This is a genomic window from Amycolatopsis ultiminotia, from assembly GCF_039536925.1.
GTDB lineage: Bacteria > Actinomycetota > Actinomycetes > Mycobacteriales > Pseudonocardiaceae > Amycolatopsis > Amycolatopsis ultiminotia.
On record NZ_BAAAZN010000006.1, the window covers coordinates 1 to 19,677 of the forward strand.

At 72.8% G+C, this 19,677-nt stretch carries 1 protein-coding gene and 1 pseudogene; both read right to left on the reverse strand.

The window, feature by feature from the left end; all coding sequences use genetic code 11:
• Positions 1-5,888, reverse strand: a pseudogene (locus ABD793_RS15270) (type I polyketide synthase); the annotation flags it as partial.
• 49 nt (positions 5,889-5,937) lie between these two features.
• Entirely contained in the window at positions 5,938-19,515 is a 13,578-nt protein-coding gene (locus tag ABD793_RS15275; RefSeq protein ID WP_344860223.1) for a type I polyketide synthase, read from the reverse strand.
• Positions 19,516-19,677 lie beyond the last annotated feature (162 nt).

Consider the following 19,677-nt stretch of genomic DNA (forward strand, 5'->3'; position numbering starts at 1 on the left):
GCCTCAACCAAACCACACGCCTCATCAAACGCCCCCGCAAACACCGAACTCGACGCATACAACGCACGCCCCATCCCCGCCCGCTGACTACCCTGACCAGCAAACAAAAACCCGACCCGACCCGGCCGCACGGACCCCGTCACCACGCCCGGTGCGGTCTTCCCGGCCGCGACGGCGGTGAGCCCGGCGAGCAGGTCGGTACCGTGCACGACGGCGCGGTGGTCGAATGCGGTGCGGGTGGTGGCCAGCGACCAACCGAGGTCCGCGGGGTCCAGCTCCGGGTGCGCCACCACGTGGTCACGCAGTTTGGCAGCCTGTGCGGCGAGCGTCTCGGCGTCCCGGCCGGAGACCGTCCACACCGGACTTTGCGCACCCGGCCGGCCGGGTGCGTCGAAGATCGGCGCCTCTTCCAGGATCACATGTGCGTTGGTCCCGCTGATCCCGAACGCGGACACCGCGGCGCGGCGCGGCCGGTCACCGGCGGGCCACTCGACCCGGTCCTGCAGCAGTGCGACCTTGCCCGCGGCCCAGTCGACGTGCGGCGAAGGTTCCGAAGCGTGCAGCGTCGCCGGGAGCACCCCGTTCCGCAGCGCGAGCACCATCTTCAGCACGCCGGCAACCCCGGCGGCCTGCTGTGCGTGGCCGAGATTCGACTTCACCGAACCCAGCCACAACGGCTCCGCACGATCCTGCCCGTACGTCGCCAGCAACGCCTGCGCCTCGATCGGATCACCCAGTGCAGTACCGGTTCCGTGCGCCTCGACCACATCGACATCCGAAGTGGACAGTCGCGCATCGGCCAGTGCCGCGCGGATCACCCGTTGCTGAGAAGGTCCGTTCGGCGCCGTCAAGCCGTTCGACGCACCATCGGAGTTCGTCGCACTGCCCCGGACCACGGCGAGCACCTGGTGGCCGTTGCGCTGCGCGTCGGAAAGCCGCTCGACGGCGATCATCCCCGCGCCCTCGGCCCAGCCGGTGCCGTCCGCGCCCGCAGCGAACGCCTTGCACCGGCCGTCCGACGCGAGCCCCTGCTGCCGCGCGAACTCGGCGAACACCTCCGGATCCGACATCACCGTCACACCACCGGCCAGCGCCAGCGTGCACTCGCCGGAGCGCAGGGCCTGCACGGCGAGGTGCAGCGCGACCAGCGACGACGAGCACGCCGTGTCGACCGTGATCGCCGGTCCCTCCAGGCCGAGCGCGTACGCGATGCGGCCGGACAGGATGCTGGTCGCCGTGCCCATCAGCAAGTGGCTGTCGTTTTCCAGCACCGTGCCCGTGCCGTAGCCCGAGGCCGCGGCGCCGGCGAACACACCCGTGCGCGAGCCACGCAACGTCGTCGGGTCGATGCCCGCACGCTCCAACGCTTCCCACGCAACTTCGAGCAGCAGACGTTGCTGCGGATCCATCGCCAGTGCCTCACGCGGCGAGATCCCGAAGAAGCCCGGGTCGAACTCGGCGGCGTCGGCGAGGAAGCCGCCGACGCGCGCGTAGTCGGCGCCGGGCGTGTCCCACCCGCGGTCGGCGGGGAATGCGCCCACCGCGTCGGTGCCACTGACCAGCAAATCCCACAGCTGTTCGGGGGTGCGCACGTCACCGGGCAGCCGCATCCCCAGACCGACGATCGCGAGCGGCTCGCTGTCCGGCGCGGCGACCACGACGGTGCCCGGCTCCGGCGTGTCCCCCGCCAGCTCACCGCGCAGGAACGCGGCCAATGCGGCCGGGGTCGGATGGTCGAACACCAGCGTCGCGGGCAGCCGCAGCCCGACCGCGCTCGAGACGCGGTCGCGCAGCTCCATCGACAGCAGCGAATCGAAACCGAGGTCCTTGAACGCGCGGGCCGGGTCGACGTCGGCGGCCGAGGAGTGGCCGAGCAGCGCCGCCGTGCGCTCCCGCACCAGCTCGACCAGGTCAGGCACCTGGGGTAGGCGGCCGAGCTGCGCCGGAGGCTCTTCCGGCGCGGGCAGCAGCGCCGACAGCAGGGGGCTCGGGCGGCGCAGGGTGAACGCCGGTCCGAAGGTGTCCCAGTCGACGTCAGCGACGGTCAGCAGGTCTTCGCCGCCATCGAGTGCCTGGGCGAGCGCACTGATCGCGACCTGCGGGTCCATCGGCCGCAACCCACGGCGTCGCGCCTGCGCACCGCCGTCCCCGGCGCCGAGACCATCCCCATCCCACAAGCCCCAGGCGATCGAGGTCGCCGCTGCGCCGCGGGCACGGCGGGCTTCGGCTAGTGCGTCGAGGTGGGCGTTGGCGGCCGCGTACCCGGGTTGCCACGCGCTGCCCCACGTTGCCGAGATCGACGAGAACAGCACAAACGCGTCGAGGTCACCGGTCAGCTCGTCCAGGTGCGTTGCACCGGCCACCTTCGCGCGCGTGACCGCGGCCTGCTCCTCGACCGTTGCGTCGTCCAGCGCCGTCGCCTGGCCGACCCCGGCGGCGTGCACCACCGATCGCAGGTCCGGAATCCGTTGCAGTAGTGCGGAAACCTCGGTGCGCTCGGCAATGTCGGACGCGAACACGTCCACCGCCGCGCCCGCTTCGGCGAGTTCGGCGGCCGACTCGATCCCGGCAACCGGACCGGACCGGCTGGTCAGCACGATCCGCTCGGCGCCCCGGGTGGCGAGCCAGCGCGCGGTGTGGCCGCCGATCGCGCCGGTGCCGCCGGTGACGAGCACGCTGCCCCGCGGCGTCCAGGTCGTGGTCGACGGCTCCGGCGCACGATCCAGCCGCCGAGCGAGAACACCCGCGGGGCGCACGGCCACCTGGTCCTCGGCGCCGGTGAGCACCGCGCACAGCCGATCCGCCGTGCGTTCGTCCCAATCGGACGGAAGATCGACGAGCCCGCCCCAGCGCTGCGGGTGCTCCAGGCCGACCACCCGGCCGAGCCCCCACGCCTGCGCCTGCGCCGGCCGCAGGCCATCGACGACCGCGCCACGGGTGACAATCCACAACGGACTCGAAACGTGCTGCGCCAGATGCAGCGCCTCGGTGATCCCGACCGGCAGCTCCGGGAAGTCCGGATGCGGTGTCTCGTCGAACTCCAGCACGATCCCGGTGAAGCTGCCCTCCGGCAACGAAGCGGCATCCTCGCTGGCAACGACCTCGGCGCCGTGCGCGCGCAGTGCGTTCTCGACCTCCGCCGAACCGCCGACGACCAGCCAGGTGCCGTCGAGCTTCGGCCCGTCGGCCTCGGGCAGTGGGGTCCACGAGATCCGGTACCGCAGGTCGGCCAGCGGGCTCGACGGGGCAGTGCGGCGCTTCGACGTGTCCGGCCAGTAGCGGCGGCGCTGGAACGCGTACGTCGGCAAGTCGACCCGGCGACCGCCGAGCACTGTCGACCACTCCACCTTGACGCCGTGCGCGTGCGCCTTGGCCAGCGCCTCGGCGACGGTACCGCGCAACAGCGGGACGAACACGGCGTCCGGCAGCACCCCGGCACCCATCGACGACAGCGTGCCGTCCGGACCGATCTCGATGAACACCGAAACGCCTTGTGCGGCCAGGGTTTCCACCGCGTCGGCGAAGCGGACCGCGCCACGCGCCTGAGCCGGCCAGTACCCGGCTTCCGGCTCGTTGATCAGTTCACCGGTCAGCGCACCCGCCCACGGCACGCCCGGCGCGGAGAACGTCAACCCGCCCGCGACCTGCGCCAGCTCGGGGAGGACCGGCTCCATCAGGTCCGAGTGGAACGCGTGACTCACCCGCAGCTTCCGCACCCGCCGCCCGCGCTCGCGCCACCGCTCCAGCACCGCGTCCACGGCGTCGGCCGCGCCCGACACGACCACCGACCGCGGGCCGTTCAGCGAGGCCAGCGACACCGGCTCGCCGGCGATTTCCGCTTCGGTGGCTTCGATGGCCGCCATCGCGCCGCCCTCCGGCAGCGCCTCCATCAGCCGTGCCCGATGCGCGACCAGCTTCGCGGCGTCCGCCAGGGACAGCACACCGGCTGCATGCGCTGCGGCGATCTCGCCGACGGAGTGCCCGGCCACGGCGTCCGGCCGGATACCGTGCGCTGCCAGCAACGCCACTAGCCCGACCTCGACGGCGAACAACCCGGTCTGCGCGTAGAGCGTCCGGTCCGCGCGGTCGTCTTCGCCCTCGCTGAGAACGACCTCGCGGACCGGCTGCCCCAGCTCGGCCTCGACGAGGTCGCATGCCTCGTCGAACGCGGCCGCGAACACCGGGTTCGACGCGTGCAGGGCGCGTCCCATCCCGGCTTTCTGGCTGCCTTGCCCGGCGAAGACGAAGCCGACCCGGCCCGTCCGCGCCACACCGGTGACCGCCGCAGACACGTCACCGTCCGCGAGCCGGTCCAACCCCGTGCGCAGATCGGCCGCGGTGCCGGTGAGCACCGCACGGTGCTCCAGCGCGGCGCGGGCAGTGGCGAGGGAGAACCCGACGTCGGCCGGGTCCAGCTCCGGGTGTGCGCTCAGGTGGTCCCGCAACCGCCGGGCCTGCGCCGTGACCGCCTCGGCGGTCCGGCCGGACAGTGGCCAGACCAGTTCATCCACAGTGGACTCACGGGGAGCGGCTTCTTCGACGGCAGGTGCTTCTTCGAGGATCAGGTGCGTGTTCGTGCCGCTCGCGCCGAACGCCGACACCCCGGCACGGCGCGGCCGCTCGCCTGCCGGCCACGCGACGTTCTCCTGCAGCAGTGCGACTTTGCCCGCAGTCCAGTCGACGTGCGGGGTCGGCTCCGCGGCGTGCAGCGTGGCCGGCAGCACCTCGTGCCGCAATGCGAGCACCATCTTGAGCACGGCCGCGACACCCGCCGCGGTCTGCGTGTGCCCCAGGTTGGACTTGAGCGAGCCGAACCACAGCGGCTCCGCACGGTCTTGCCCATAGGTGGCGAGCACGGCGTCAGCCTCGATCGGGTCGCCCAGCTCGGTACCCGTGCCATGCGCCTCGACGACGTCCACCTCCGCCGCGGTCAGCCGTGCATCGGCGAGCGCGGCGCGGATCACGCGGCGCTGCGCGGGGCCGCTCGGCGCGGTCAGGCCGTTGGACGCACCGTCCTGGTTCGCCGCACCGCCACGGATCACGGCGAGCACTTCGTGGCCGAGCCGCTGCGCGTCGGACAGCCGCTCCAGTGCGACCAGGCCCGCGCCCTCGCCCCAGCCGGTGCCGTCGGCATCCGCGCCGAACGCCTTGCAGCGGCCGTCGGCCGCAAGTCCGCCCTGGCGCGCGAACTCGCCGAACATGCCCGGCGTGACCATGACCATGACCCCGCCCGCGAGCGCCATCGAGCATTCGCCGGAGCGCAGCGAGCGGACCGCGAGGTGGATTGCCAGCAGCGAAGACGAGCACGCGGTGTCGATGGTGACCGCCGGGCCGGTGAGCCCGAGGGTGTAGGCGAGACGCCCGGACAGCACGCTGATCGCGTTGCCCGCCACCAGATGGCCCTCCGCGCCGCCGTGTTCGCGGGAGAACCAGTCATACCCCGAAGCGGTGGCGCCGACGAACACACCGGTGCGGGAACCCTTGATCCCCAACGGGTCGACGCCCGCGTGCTCCAGCGTTTCCCAGGCCACTTCCAGCAGCAGCCGCTGCTGCGGGTCCATCGCCAGCGCTTCACGCGGTGAGATACCGAAGAAGTCCGCGTCGAACTCCGGTACCTCGGGCACGAACCCGCCCTGGCGCTCGGCACCGGAGCCGAGACCGGCGGTGTCCCAACCGCGATCGGCAGGGAACGGACCGACCGCGTCGACCCCGTCGGCGACGACCCGCCACAGGTCCTCCGGCCCGCGCACCCCGCCGGGGTAACGGCAGCCGAGCCCGACGATCGCGATCGGCTCCCCGGCCGCCGCCTCCAGCTCACGCAACCGGCCGCGGGTCTCGTGCAGGTTCGCGGTGACCTGCTTGAGGAAGTACCGGAGCTTCTCTTCGCTCACCTACGCCACACCTCGTCGATTGCGCGCCGGACAGGGAAAGGGCCTGCTACTGGATGCCGAACTCGGAGCCGATGAAGTCGAAGACCTCGTCGTCACCCGCGTCGGCCAGGGTTTCGGCGATCCCCGGCCGTTCACCGCGCAGCTCGCGCCAGCGCGCCACGACCGCCTCCAGCCGTGCGGTCACGCGACCGGCGTCCTCCGCGTCCGCGGCGCCGGCCAGCGCGGCGTCGAGCCGGTCCAGTCCGGCCAGCGCGCCGGCGGCACCGTCGTCGGCGCCGAGCAGCTCGGCCAGCCGGGCCGCGAGCTCGGCCGGGGTCGGATACTGGAAGACCACGGTGGACGGCAGCTTCACCCCGGTCACGGCGGTGAGCCGGTTGCGCAGCTCGACCGAGGTCAGCGAATCGAACCCGAGTGCGCTGAACGCACGGTCGCGGTCGACGTCGGCAGGCCCGGTGTGGTCGAGCACCCGTGCCGCTTCGGTGCGGACCAGTTCGGTCAGCTCCTGCTCGCGCTGCGCCCGCGGCAGCGCGGCCAGCCGCCCGGCCCCGCCGGTCGGCTCCGGTTCGGGCTCGGCGAGCGCCGCCGCAGCCTCGGGCAGCGCCTCGACCAGCGGGCTCGGCCGCCGCAGCGTGAACGCCGGGGCGAACCGCGCCCAATCGACGTCCGCGATCGTCACGGCCTGCTCACCGGCGTCGAGCACCTGCGCGAGCGCCCGCACCGCAGCTGCCGGGTCCAGCGTCCGCAGGCCGTGCCGGACCGACTGACCTGCCTCGGCCCCACCGGTCCACGGGCCCCACGCCACCGTCGTCGCGGGCAGTCCCCGCGCCCGGCGGCGCTCGGCCACGGCCTCGGCAGACGCGTTACCCGCCGCATAACCACCGACCAGTGCGCTGCCCCAGGTCGCGGCGATCGACGAGAACACCACGAACGCGTCGAGGTCGTCGGTCAACTCGTCCAGGTGCTTCGCGCCCGCTGCCTTGGCCGCGGCGATGGCGGCCAGTTCTTCCACCCCGGTCTCCGCGACCGGCGTCGCCTGCCCCGCACCGTCGGCGTGCACCACCGCGGTCGGGGCGGTCCGGGCAAGCAGCGCGGCGAGCGAGGCGCGGTCAGTGGTGTCGCAAGTGGACACGAAGACATCGGCACCCCCGTCGGCGATCTCGGCAGCGGTGCTGGGGTTGATCTCCGGTGCAGTGAGCACCACACGCTCAGCGCCGCGGTCAGCGAGCCATCGCGCGGTGTGCCGGCCGAGCGCGCCGTGTCCGCCGGTGACGAGCACCGTGCCGCGCGGCTGCCAAGTCTGCCGGACACGCGGCCGGTCCGCGCGGGTGAGGCGGCGGGCGAGGATGCCGGAGCGCCGCAGCGCGACCTGATCCTCGCTGCCGGTCAGCACTGCACACAGCCGTGCGGCCACGCGCTCGTCCCAAGTGGACGGTAGGTCCACCAGGCCGCCCCAGCGTTGCGGATGCTCCAGCGCGACTACCCGGCCGAAGCCCCACACCTGCGCCTGTTCCGGAATCGCGCCCTCACCGGCGCCGGTCGCGACCGCGCCGCGGGTCAGCACCCACAGCGGTGCGTCGATCCCGTGCTGCACCAAGCGCAGTGTCGATGCCAAGCCGGCACCGCCCATCGCCGCCACGGACACGACGCCGGTGAACTCGCCCTCGCGAGAGAGCCCGGTGACGTCCACCGTCACCTCGGCACCGCGGGCCGACAGCGCGGCGGCGATCGGCGCAGTCTCGGCCGGATCGCCGACGACCAGCCAGGGACCGGAGAGCGTTGTCGTCGCAGGTTCCGCAACCGGCGCCCAGGTGACCCGGTACCGCCAGTCCGACACGCGTTCCCGCTGCCGGTACGCCGCGAGTGCGGGCAGCAGATCGCCGATGCGGCCGTCGTCGAGCGACAGTGTGTCGGCCAGCTCCCGGGTATCACCACGGTCGACTGCGGCCCAGAAGCCGGAGTCGGATCCGTCCGCCTCGGTCACGGGCTGCGGCCAGAAACGCTGATGCCGGAAGGCATACGTCGGCAAGTCGACCTTCGCGGCACGGCCGAGCACGGCCGGCCAGTCCACCGCCACACCCTGCACGGCCGCGACGCCGAACGAGCGCAGCAGCCGCCAGGCCCCGCCCTCGTCCCGGCGCAGAGTACCGGTGACGACCGCGTCGACGGTGTCTTCGATGGCCGAAGTGAGCACCGGATGCGGCGAGGTCTCCACGAACACGCCGTGCCCGTCATCGCTCAGCTTGCGCACCGCACGCTCGAACTCGACCGGCTCACGCAGGCTGCGGAACCAGTACTCGGCATCCAGCTCGGGCCCGGCGAGCACCTCACCGGTCAGCGCCGACACCATGGTCAGCTCGGCCCGGCGCGGCGTGATCCCGGCGAGCGCAGTGAGGATTTCCTCCCGCAGCTCGTCGACCTGTGCCGAGTGCGACGCGTAGTCGACCGGGATCATCCGCGTACGCACGTCGGCGGCTTCCGCGATCTCGCGCAACTCCTCCGGAGCGCCCGAGACGACCGTCGCGTGTGGACCGTTGACCGCAGCGATCGAAACGTCCCACGGAGCAATCCGCTCACGCACCGCTTCGGCCGGCTCCGCGAGCGACAGCATCCCGCCACGCCCGGCCAGCGCCGTCAACGCCTTGCTCCGCAACGCCACCACTCGCGCACCATCCTCAAGGGACAGTGCACCCGCGACGACCGCCGCAGCGATCTCGCCCTGACTGTGTCCCACCACCGCGGCAGGTGCGACCCCGGCCGCACGCCACACCTCGGCCAGCGACACCAGCACGGCCCACAACGCCGGCTGGACCACGTCGGCGGCCTCGAAGCCGTGCACGCCGGCCAGCACCTCGTTCAGATCGAGGTACGGCGCCAGCGCGGCAGCGCACTCCGCCAGCCGGGCGGCGAACACCGGCGACGCCGCCGCCAGGTCCCGGCCCATACCGAGCCATTGACTCCCCTGTCCGGGAAAGACGAACGCGGTCTTGCCTGCCCCGCCGCGCGCGACGGACCCGGTCACCAGTCCCGGCGACGTGCCCCCGGTGGCCAGTGCGGCGAGCCCGGCCGACAGCTCCTCGGCGTCCGCACCGAGTACCAGCGCCCGATGGTCGAACGCGGATCGCGTGGTGACCAGCGACCACGCGACGTCGCGGACATCCGGGGCGTGCGCGGTGACGTGCTCCCGGAGCCGTCCGGCCTGCGCGGCCAGCGATTCCGCGTCGCGCGCCGAAACCGGCCACGCCACCAGCCCGGTCACCACCGGAACCGTCTCGGCAGGCAACTCGGCGCGTGGCGGCTCCGGCGCTTCTTCGAGGATCACGTGCGCGTTGGTGCCGCTCATACCGAACCCGGACACCCCGGCCCGGCGCGGCCGCCCGATGGGCTCCCACGCGACCGGCTCGGTAAGCAGCCGCACCGTCCTGGTGTCCCAGTCGATGTGCGACGAGGGATCGTCGGCGTGCAGAGTCACCGGCAGACGCCGGTTCCGCAGCGCCAGCAACACCTTCAGCACACCGCCGACCCCGGCCGCGGCCTGCATGTGGCCGAGGTTCGACTTCACCGAGCCGAGCCACAACGGGTTCGGCCGGTCCTGCCCGTAGGTCGCCTGCAGCGCCTGGACCTCGATCGGGTCGCCGAGCGGCGTGCCGGTTCCGTGCGCTTCCACGGCGTCGACGTCCGCAGCCGACAGCCCGGCGTCGGCCAGCGCCGCACGGATCACCCGCTGCTGTGACGGTCCGTTCGGTGCGGTCAAGCCGTTCGACGCGCCGTCCTGGTTCACCGCACTGCCCCGCACGACGGCGAGCACTTCGTGCCCGTGGCGGTGCGCGTCGGACAGTCGCTCCACGGCGATCACCCCGGCGCCTTCGGACATGCCCATGCCGTCCGCACCAGCGCCGAACGCCTTGCAACGACCATCAGCGGCAAGCCCGCGCTGACGCGAGAAGCCGACCAGGTCACGGGGGGTCGCCATCACCGTGACACCGCCGACCAGCGCCAGTTCGCACTCGCCGCCTCGCAGCGCCTTGGCCGCCATGTGCAGTGCGACCAGCGAGGACGAACACGCCGTGTCGACGGTGAGCGCCGGCCCTTCCAGCCCGAGCAGGTAGGAAAGCCGCCCGGACAGCACACTGGTCGCGTTGCCGGTCAGCAGGTGGCCCTCCAGTTCGGCGCTGCCGAGCTGGTCGTAGCCGGAGACGTAGCCGCCGATGAACACACCGGTCCGCGAGCCGCGCAAGGTCGCCGGATCGATCCCGCCGCGCTCCAGCGCCTCCCAGCTGACTTCCAGCAGCAACCGCTGCTGCGGGTCCATCGCCAGCGCCTCGCGCGGGGAGATCCCGAAGAACCCGGCGTCGAAATCGGCGACACCCTGGACGAACCCGCCTTCCCGCACGTACGCCGTGCCGGGCCGGTCCGGGTCCTCGTCGTAGAGCGCGTCGAGGTCCCAGCCGCGGTCGGCGGGCAGGCCGCTGATCGCATCGCCGCCGGCGTCCAAAAGGGACCACAGCTCCTCCGGCGAGGTCACCCCACCGGGGAACCGGCAGCCCATCGCGACGATCGCAAGCGGCTCCTCGATCGGCCGGGTGAGCGCCGGACCAGCCGTCGCGGGGCCGGCCGCACCGGTCAGCTCCGCACGCAGGAACCCGGCCAGGGCCACCGGATCCGGGTGGTCGAACAGCAACGTCGTCGGCAGCTTCAGCCCGGTGGCCGCGCCGAGCCGGTTGCGCAGCTCGACCGAGGTCAGGGAATCCAGGCCCATCTCGCTGAACGCGCGCGCCGGGTCGATCACCGCCGCGTCGCGGTAGCCCATCACCCAGGCGGCCTCGGTGCGGATCAGCTCGACCAGCAGCCGTTCTTGCTCGGCGCCGGGCAACCCGGGCAAGCGCTGCGCGAACTCGGCTTCTTCCTCGGCTTCCGGCACAGCCGGGACCGCGTGGATCTCCGGCAGCTCCCGCATGAACGGCGCGCGCCGCAGCTCGTCGGCACCGCGTTCGGTGGCCAGCGCCGCGAAGTCGACCTCCATCAGCGTCAACGTCGCGTGCGTCGGGTCCTCCACTGCCTGCGCCAGCGCCCGCACGGCGAGCGCCGGGTCCATCAGGACCTCCCACTTGTTGCGCGCGAGCCGCTGCCGGGCACCTTCGCTGGCCTGGCCGACGCCGCCGCCGTCCCACGGACCCCACGCCAGCGAAAGACCCGGCAGACCGCGCGCCCGGCGCTGCTCCGCGAGCGCGTCGAGGAAGGCGTTGGCGGCGGCGTAGTTGCCCTGGCCGCCGTTGCCGAACGTGGCCGACGTGGACGAGAACAGCACGAACGCGTCGAGGTCCAGGTCCGCGGTCAGCTCGTCGAGGTGGACCGCACCGGCGGCCTTGCCGGTGAGCGTGCTGGCGAGCCGCTCGGTCGACAGCCGGTCCAGCACTCCGTCGTCCAGCGCACCCGCCGCGTGCATCACGGTCGAGAGGTCGGGACCGATGCGGTCCACGAGGTTCGCCAAGTCGTCGCGGGAGCCGGTGTCGCAGGCGACGACGTCGACCGCGGTACCCGCATCGGCGAGACCTGCGGCCAGATCGGGCACTCCGCCGGCGCCTGGACCGGACCGGCTGGTCAGCACCACGCGTCGAGCGTCCCGCTCGCTCAGCCACCGCCCGACGTGCCCGCCGATCGCACCGGTACCGCCGGTGATCAGCGCGGTGCCGTGCGGCGCGTATCGCTCCCGGACAGCGGCCGGCTGCGGAGCACGGACCAGGCGGCGCGCGAGAATTCCGGTGCCACGCAACGCGACCTGGTCCTCCTCCCGCGCCGCGAGCACCGCGCGGAACCGGCCGGCGGACCGCTCGTCCCACACCTGCGGCAGGTCGATCAGCCCACCCCAGCGTCCCGGCACCTCCACCGCGGCAGTGCGGCCGAGGCCCCAGATCTGCGCCTGCACCGGGCTGTGCAGCTCTTCGCCACCGGCCGTCACGACCGCACCGCGGGTCAGCACCCACAACGGCGCTTCCAGCCCCACGTCGCCCAGTGCCTGTACCAGCGCGAGCGTCGCGGCCAGCCCGGCAGGCACCGCGGGGAACGCCGCCAGCGGCGTTTCGTCGAGCCCGCACAGGGAAACGACCCCGGTGATGCGCTCGCCCGACACCGCCTCCGCGATCCGGAAGGCCAGCGCTTCTCGATCCGGGTCGCCGCCGCCGGTTCCGACGGCGACGACCCGGGCGCCGTGTCCCTCGAGAGCCGGCACGCAGGGGTGTACCGGCGAATCATCAGGGGTCACGACGAGCCAGGTGCCGGTGAGTTCCCCGGCGGCAGGTTTCCCTGCGGTGGGTTCCGCGACCGGACGCCACTCGGCCCGGAACCGCCAGTCCGCCACCGCCGAGTCGCCCCGTTCCCGGCGGCGCCACGAAGCCAGCGCCGGCAGCACACCGTCGAGCCGCGCCCGGTCCTCGACGGCGAGCGTGTCGGCGAGCCCGGTGAGGTCGCCCTCTTCCACAGCCTGCCAGAACCGTGCTTCCGCGGCGCTCCCGCCGGAAGGCACAGACGGCTTCGGCAACGGCCAGTAATGCGTTCGCTGGAACGCGTACGTCGGCAGCTCGACCGGACGGCCACGCAGCACTGCAGTCCAGTCGACCGACGCTCCGTGCACAGCCGGCACGGCGAGTGCCTCGAGCACCCGATCCGCGCCGCCGCGCTCCCGCTCGATGGTGCCGGTGACCACCGGTGCGGGCAGACCCGCCGCCTCGGCGGTTTCGGCGATTGCCGCGGTCAGCACGGGATGCGCGGAAACCTCCACGAAGAAGTGGTGCCCCGTCCCGGCCAGCGCACGCACGGAGTCGGCGAAGCGAACCGGCTCACGCACGTTGGCGTACCAGTAATCTCCGTCGAGTTCCGTGCCGTCGAGCCAGGACAACCGCACGGTCGAGAAGAACGGCACCGTGCCCGGTTCCGGACAGAGCTCCGCCAGTTCGGCGGGCAACGTCGTGGCAAGCGGCTCGACGAGCTTGGAGTGCGCCACGAAGTCCGTCGCCGGGATGCGCCACCGCAGCACCCGCCGCGAACGCAGCTCCCGCTCGAACTCGGTCAACGCCCCCGGCTCACCGGAGACGACGGTGGTGGCCGGGCCGTTCTCCGCAGCGACAGCCAGCCGCTCGCCCCACGGTGCCAGCAGCTCCCGCACCGCTTCGGCAGGCATGACCACCGACAGCATCCCGCCCTCGGTGTCCAGGTCCCGCAATGCTTTCGACCGCACCGCAACCACGCGCGCCCCGTCCTCGACGGAGAGGATCCCGGCGACGACCGCGGCCGCGATCTCGCCCTGGCTGTGGCCGAGCACAGCGTCCGGCTCGATCCCGCACGCCCGCCACACCTGCGCCAGCGACACCATCACCGCCCACAGCACCGGCTGCATCACGTCCGCGGTGTCCAGGCCCGGTGCGCCTTCCGCACCGGCGAGCACGTCCGCAGGCGAGAAGTCCACAACGGACTCGAGGGCACGCGAGCACTCGGCGAACCGGGCGGCGAACACCGGCGATTCGGCGAGCAGCTGCCGTCCCATCCCGGCCCACTGGCTGCCCTGACCCGGAAAGACGAACACGACCTTGCCATCGGTCACGCTGCCGGTGGTAGCGCCGTCGGTCACGCTGCCGGTGAAGCTGCCCGCACCGGGCTGCCCCGTCGCGACGGACGCCAGTCCCGCGGCCAGCTCCTCCATCCCGGCGCCCACGACCACCGCGCGGTGGTCGAACCGCGTGCGGCCGGTGGCAAGCGACCAGCCCACGTCGGCCGGGTCCAGCTCCGGGTTCGCCAGTGCGAACTCCCGCAGGCGACCGGCTTGCGCGGCCAGCGCTTCCGGAGTGCGTGCGGACAAAGGCCACGCCGTGCCGGCCGGAGCCAGCACGTGCGGCGCCTTCGGCTCGGCCGGGTCACCGGCCGGTGCTTCTTCGAGGATGACGTGCGCATTGGTGCCGCTCATGCCGAACGCGGACACGCCCGCGCGGCGCGGCCCGCCCGTGGTCTCCCACGGCCGCTGCTCGGTCAGCAGCTGCACCCGGCCGGACGCCCAGTCGATCTCGGGCGATGCGACCTCGGCGTGCAGGGTCTTCGGAAGCGTGCGGTGCCGCAGCGCGAGCACCATCTTCAACAGCCCGGCCACCCCCGCAGCGGTCTGCGTGTGCCCGATGTTCGACTTCGCCGACCCCAGCCACAGTGGCCGGTCCCGGTCCCGGCCGTAGGTGGCGAGCAGTGCGTGTGCCTCGATCGGATCACCCAGCCTCGTGCCGGTGCCGTGCGCCTCGACAGCGTCGATGTCCGCGCTCGTCAGTCCGGCGTCGGCGAGCGCGGCGCGGATCACCCGCTGCTGCGACGGTCCGTTCGGCGCGGTCAGGCCGTTCGACGCGCCGTCCTGGTTGGTCGCGATGCCACGGACCACAGCGAGAACGGGGTGGCCGTTGCGGCGCGCGTCGGAAAGCCGCTCCACCGCGATCATCCCGGCGCCCTCGGACATACCCATGCCGTCGGCCCCGGCACCGAACGCCTTGCACCGGCCGTCGGCCGACAGTCCGCGCTGGCGGGAGAAGCCGATGAACTGCCCCGGGGTGGCCATCACCATCACGCCACCGGTGAGTGCGAGGTCGCACTCTCCCGACCGCAGTGCCCGCACCGCCATCTGCAGCGCGACCAGCGACGACGAGCACGCCGTGTCGATGGTGACCGCCGGGCCCTCCAGCCCGAGCGTGTAGGCGACGCGACCGGACATGATGCTGCCGGAGTGCCCGGTGACGAGGTACCCCTCCGCGCCGCCGTCGCCCTCGGCCAGGCCGGCGCCGTACCCGGTCAGCGCGCCGCCGGTGAACACGCCGGTGCGCGAACCACGCACCGTCTCCGGGTCGATCCCGGCGCGCTCCAGCGCCTCCCAGCTGACTTCCAGCAGCAGCCGCTGCTGCGGATCCATCGCCAGCGCCTCGCGCGGGTTGATACCGAAGAAGCCCGCGTCGAACTCCCCGGCATCGTGCAGGAAACCGCCCGAACGCGTATAGGACTTGCCCTGGTGGTCCGGGTCCGGGTCGTACAGTGCCGGGTCCCAGCCGCGGTCGGCCGGGAACCCGGAGACCGCGTCGACCCCGGACGCCAGCAGCTCCCAGTACTGCTCGGGCGTGCGGACCCCGCCGGGGAACCGGCAGCCGAGGCCGACGATCGCGATCGGCTCCGCCGGATCGGCCGTGCGGACCGGCGCGGTTTCCGCCGGGGCAGCCGTGCCGAGCAGCTGCCCGATGAGCTGCTCGGCCAGCGCGGACGGCGTCGGGTAGTCGAACACCACCGACGACGGCAGCTTCAACCCGGTCGCGGCCGCCAGCTTCCGCCGCAGCTCCACCGCGGTCAGCGAGTCGAAGCCGAGGTCGCGGAACGCACGCGCGGCCGGGACCTCCTGCGCCGACGAGTGGCCGAGCGTGGCGGCGGCGTGCGTGCGGACGAGGTCGGTGACCGTGCGGAGACGCTCGCCCGGCGCCAGCGTGGCGAGCCGGCGCGCGAGGTCGTTCACCGGCGCTTCGGGAGCGTCCACTGTGGTCTGTGCGTCGGCGATGCGGTCGAGCAGCGGCCGAGGCCGGACGGCGGTGAACACCGGTGCGAAGCGGGTCCAGTCCAGGTCGGCCAGCGCAAGGTAGGTATCACCGTCGGCGAGCACGCGACCCATCGCGGTGAGTGCCGGCGCAGGCGGCAGGAAGTTCATGCCCTGGCGCAGCAAGCGAGCCGGGGTCACGCTGCCGGGCTCGTGCGCGGCGGCGGCGTTCAGCGCGTCCCAGTCACGCGTGTCCCAGACGCCCCAGGCAATCGACGTTGCCGGCAGGCCGCGTTCACGACGGGACTGGGCGAGCGCGTCGAGGTGGGCGTTGGCGGCCGCGTACGCACCGTGCTCGTTGCTGCCCCACGCGGCGGCGATCGAGGAGAACAGCACGAACTCGTCCACGTCCGTCGCGAACTCAGCGAGGTTTTCGGCGCCGGTCACCTTCGCGGCGAGCGCGGTTTCCAGTCCCTGCGGACCGGTCTCGTCCAGCCGCGTGAGGTCGAAGACGTTCGCCGCATGGATCACCGTGCTCAGCTCGGGCACCCGCGCCAGCAGCGCGGCCAACGCGTCGCGGTCGCCGATGTCGCAGGTCACGAAGTCCACCGCGGTCCCCGCCTCGGCGAGCCCGGCAGCCAGTTCCGCCAGTCCGGCCGACGGCCCGGACCTGCTCGGCAGCACGATCCGGCTCGCGCCACGCTCGGCCAGCCACGGCCCGATGTGCAACCCGATCGAACCGGTACCGCCGGTGACCAGCACACTCCCGCGCGGCGTCCACGTCACGTCGTCGGTCCGCAACCGCGGCGCGCGCTCCAGCCGGCGCGCCAGTACGCCGTGCGCACGCACGGCGACCTCGTCCTCCCGGCCCATCAGCACAGCGGGCAGCAGCGCGAAACCGGCGTCCAGCGCGAAGTCGACCAGCCCACCCCAGCGGTCCGGGTGCTCCAGGCCGATCACGCGGCCGAGTCCCCATGCCTGTGCCTGCACCGGCGACGGCGTCTCACCCGGCACCGCCACCACGGCACCGTTGGTCAGCACCCACAACGGCGCGTCGATCCCGGCGTCACCCAGCGACTGCACCAGCGCCAGCGTCGCGGCAGTGCCCTGCGGCACGTCGGGACGGTCCGCCATCGGCTGTTCGTCGAGAGCCAGCAAGGAGAGCACCCCGGCGAACTCGCCCTCGGGCAGCTGCGCGCCGAACGCGTTGCGGTCGGTCTCGTCGATTCGCAGCGTGACGACCTCGGCGCCCGCAGCGCTCAGCACTTCGGCGTACTGCGCCGGGTCGGCGCTGCCGGTGACGAGCAACCAGGTACCCGAGAGCGTCGCCGGAGCCGGATCCGCGGGGGTCCAGGTGACGCGGTAACGCCAGTCATCGGTGCGGTCGCGCTCCAGGCGTGCGACCGGCTCCGGCCAGAAACGGCGACGCTGGAACGCGTAAGTCGGAAGATCGACGATCTCGGCTTCCTCGAGCACCGCAGTCCAGTCGACCGGCACACCCTGCACGTGAGCCTCGGCCAAGGAGAGCACGAGCCGCTGCGCGCCGCCCTCGTCACGCCGTAGCGTGCCGAGAGCGAGAACGTCGTCGAGACTGTCACCGATCGCCGTGCTCAGCACCGGATGTGGCGAGCTCTCCAGGAACGTCCGGTAACCCTCGGCACCGAGCAGCCGGACGGCGCGCTCGAACTCCACCGGCTCGCGCAGACTCGCATACCAGTACCCGGCGTCCAGGTGCGGATTCCACTCGCCACTCATCGACGAGATCAACGGCACGGCGGCTTCCCGCGGCTCGATTCCCTGCAACACGTCCAGGATCTCGTCGCGCAGCTCGTCGACCTGCGCGGAGTGCGACGCGTAATCCACCGGGATCAGCCGGGTCCGGACCTCCGCGCGCGCCCCGATTTCCTGCAGCGCATCCGGTTCCCCGCTGACCACAGTGGACTGCGGACCGTTCACCGCCGCCACCGAAACCCGCTCGCCCCACGGCGCGATCCGCGTCCGCACCGCATCGACGGACTCCGCGATCGACAGCATCCCGCCACGACCGGCCAGCGCCGTGAGTGCCTTGCTCCGGAGCGCCACCACCTTCGCGGCGTCCTCGAGCGAGAGGTGACCCGCCACTGCAGCCGCAGCAATCTCCCCCTGTGAGTGACCCAGGACCGCATCCGGCCGGACACCTGCGGATTCCCACACCGCGGCGAGCGAAACCATCACCGCCCACAACGCAGGCTGCACCACGTCCGCGGTCTGCAGCTCGCCGGCCAGTGCCTCGTCCAGATCGAGATACGGGGCCAGTGCCACACGGCATTCGGCCAGCCGCGCCGCGAACACCGGGGACACCTCGGCCAGCTCCCGGCCCATGCCGAGCCACTGCCCACCCTGCCCGGGGAAGACGAACGTGATCCGGCCCGGCTCTCCGGCCACCCCGGTGACCAGCTCGGCAGCGGGCAGACCGTGGGTGAGCGCCGCCAACCCGGCGGTCGGGTCCGCCGCGGCGACCACCGCACGGTGTTCCAGCGCCGCCCGCGTGGTCGCCAGCGACCACTGCAGGTCCGCCGGCCGTCCGCCGAGGTGCTGCCCCAGTTCGGCAGCCTGTGCGGCCAGCCCTTCGGTGCTGCGGCCGGAAACCAGCCAGGCCTGCGCACCGTCGAGCGCCTTCACCCGCGGCTGCGTCTCCGGCTCCTCGGCCTCCTCGTCCTCGACGACCGGCGGTGCCTCCGAGATCAGCACGTGCGCGTTGGTGCCACTGATGCCGAACCCGGAAACCCCGGCGCAGCGCGGCCTTTCGCCGGACGGCCAGGCCACGGCCTCGGTGAGCAACCGGACCTCCCCGGCGCTCCAGTCCACGTGCGGTGACGCGTTCGAGGCGTGCAGCGTGCGCGGCAACGCCTCGTGCTGGAGTGCCATGACCATCTTGACCAGGCCCGCGACCCCGGCCGCGGCCTGCGTGTGCCCGATGTTGGACTTCACCGAGCCGAGCCACAGTGGACGGTCCTCCGGCCGGTTCCGGCCGTAGACCTCCAGCAGCGCCTTCGCCTCGATCGGGTCCCCCAGCGCCGTGCCGGTGCCGTGGGCCTCGACGACATCGACGTCGGCCGGAGTCAACCGCGCCGACGCCAGTGCCGCCTCGATCACGCGCTGCTGCGAGGGGCCGTTCGGCGCGGTGAGGCCGTTGGACGCACCGTCGGAGTTCACCGCGCTGCCGCGCACCACCGCGAGCACCCGGTGCCCGTTGCGCCGCGCGTCGGAAAGCCTTTCCAGCACGAGCATCCCGGCGCCCTCGCCCCAGCCCGTACCGTCGGCCTCGGCGGAGAACGCCTTGCAACGCCCGTCCGCGGCGAGGCCCTGCTGCCGCGAGAACTCGGCGAACAACGTCGGTGCGGACATCACCGTCACGCCGCCTGCGAGCGCCAGGTCACACTCGCCGCCGCGCAGCGCCTGAGTGGCCAGGTGCACCGAGACCAGCGAAGAAGAGCACGCGGTGTCCACCGACACCGAGGGACCTTCGAGCCCGAGCACAAAGGACACCCGCCCGGACAGCACGCTGTTCGCGGTGCCGGTCAGCAAGTGTCCCTTCACCTCCTCGGAGCTCATCGGCAGCGTCGTGCCGTAACCGGAGGAGTAGACGCCCGCGAAGACCCCCGTGCGAGAACCCTTGAGCGACAGCGGATCCACACCCGCGCGCTCCAATGCCTCCCAGGCGACCTCCAGGACGACCCGCTGCTGCGGATCCATCGCGAGCGCCTCGCGCGGCGAGATACCGAAGAACCCCGCGTCGAACTCGGTGGCATCGTGCAGAAACCCGCCGTGCCGGGTCGTCGCGTCGCCAGGGGTGCCGCGGTCGTAGAGGTTCTCCAGGTCCCACCCGCGGTCACCGGGGAAGCCGGCCACTGCGTCGGTACCGCGATCGACCAGCTCCCACAGCTGTTCCGGGCTGCGCACCCCGCCGGGGAAACGGCAGCCGATGCCGACCACGGCCACCGGCTCCTGGCCCCGGCCGGAGAGCTCACGCAGCTGCCTGCGCGCCGTCCGCAGGTTGGCGGTCACGAGCTTCAGGTAGTCGCGGAGTTTGTCTTCGTTCGCCATGTCCCCACCGTTTCCCGGGTACCGGAACGCTCTGTCCGAGGAAGGCCGCGAGGGACCCCGAGGCACCCGTGGCGAATCGGGACGCTACTACGGGGAGACGGTGGCGGGGGCCGTGTTCAGCCGCCTACCGGCAGCAGCTGAACAGCGGCGGGAACCGTTGAC

Coding starts and splice junctions, on each gene's coding strand:
- ABD793_RS15275 (WP_344860223.1), bottom strand. CDS start 19,515: ATGGCGAACGAAGACAAACTCCGCGACTACCTGAAGCTCGTGACCGCC.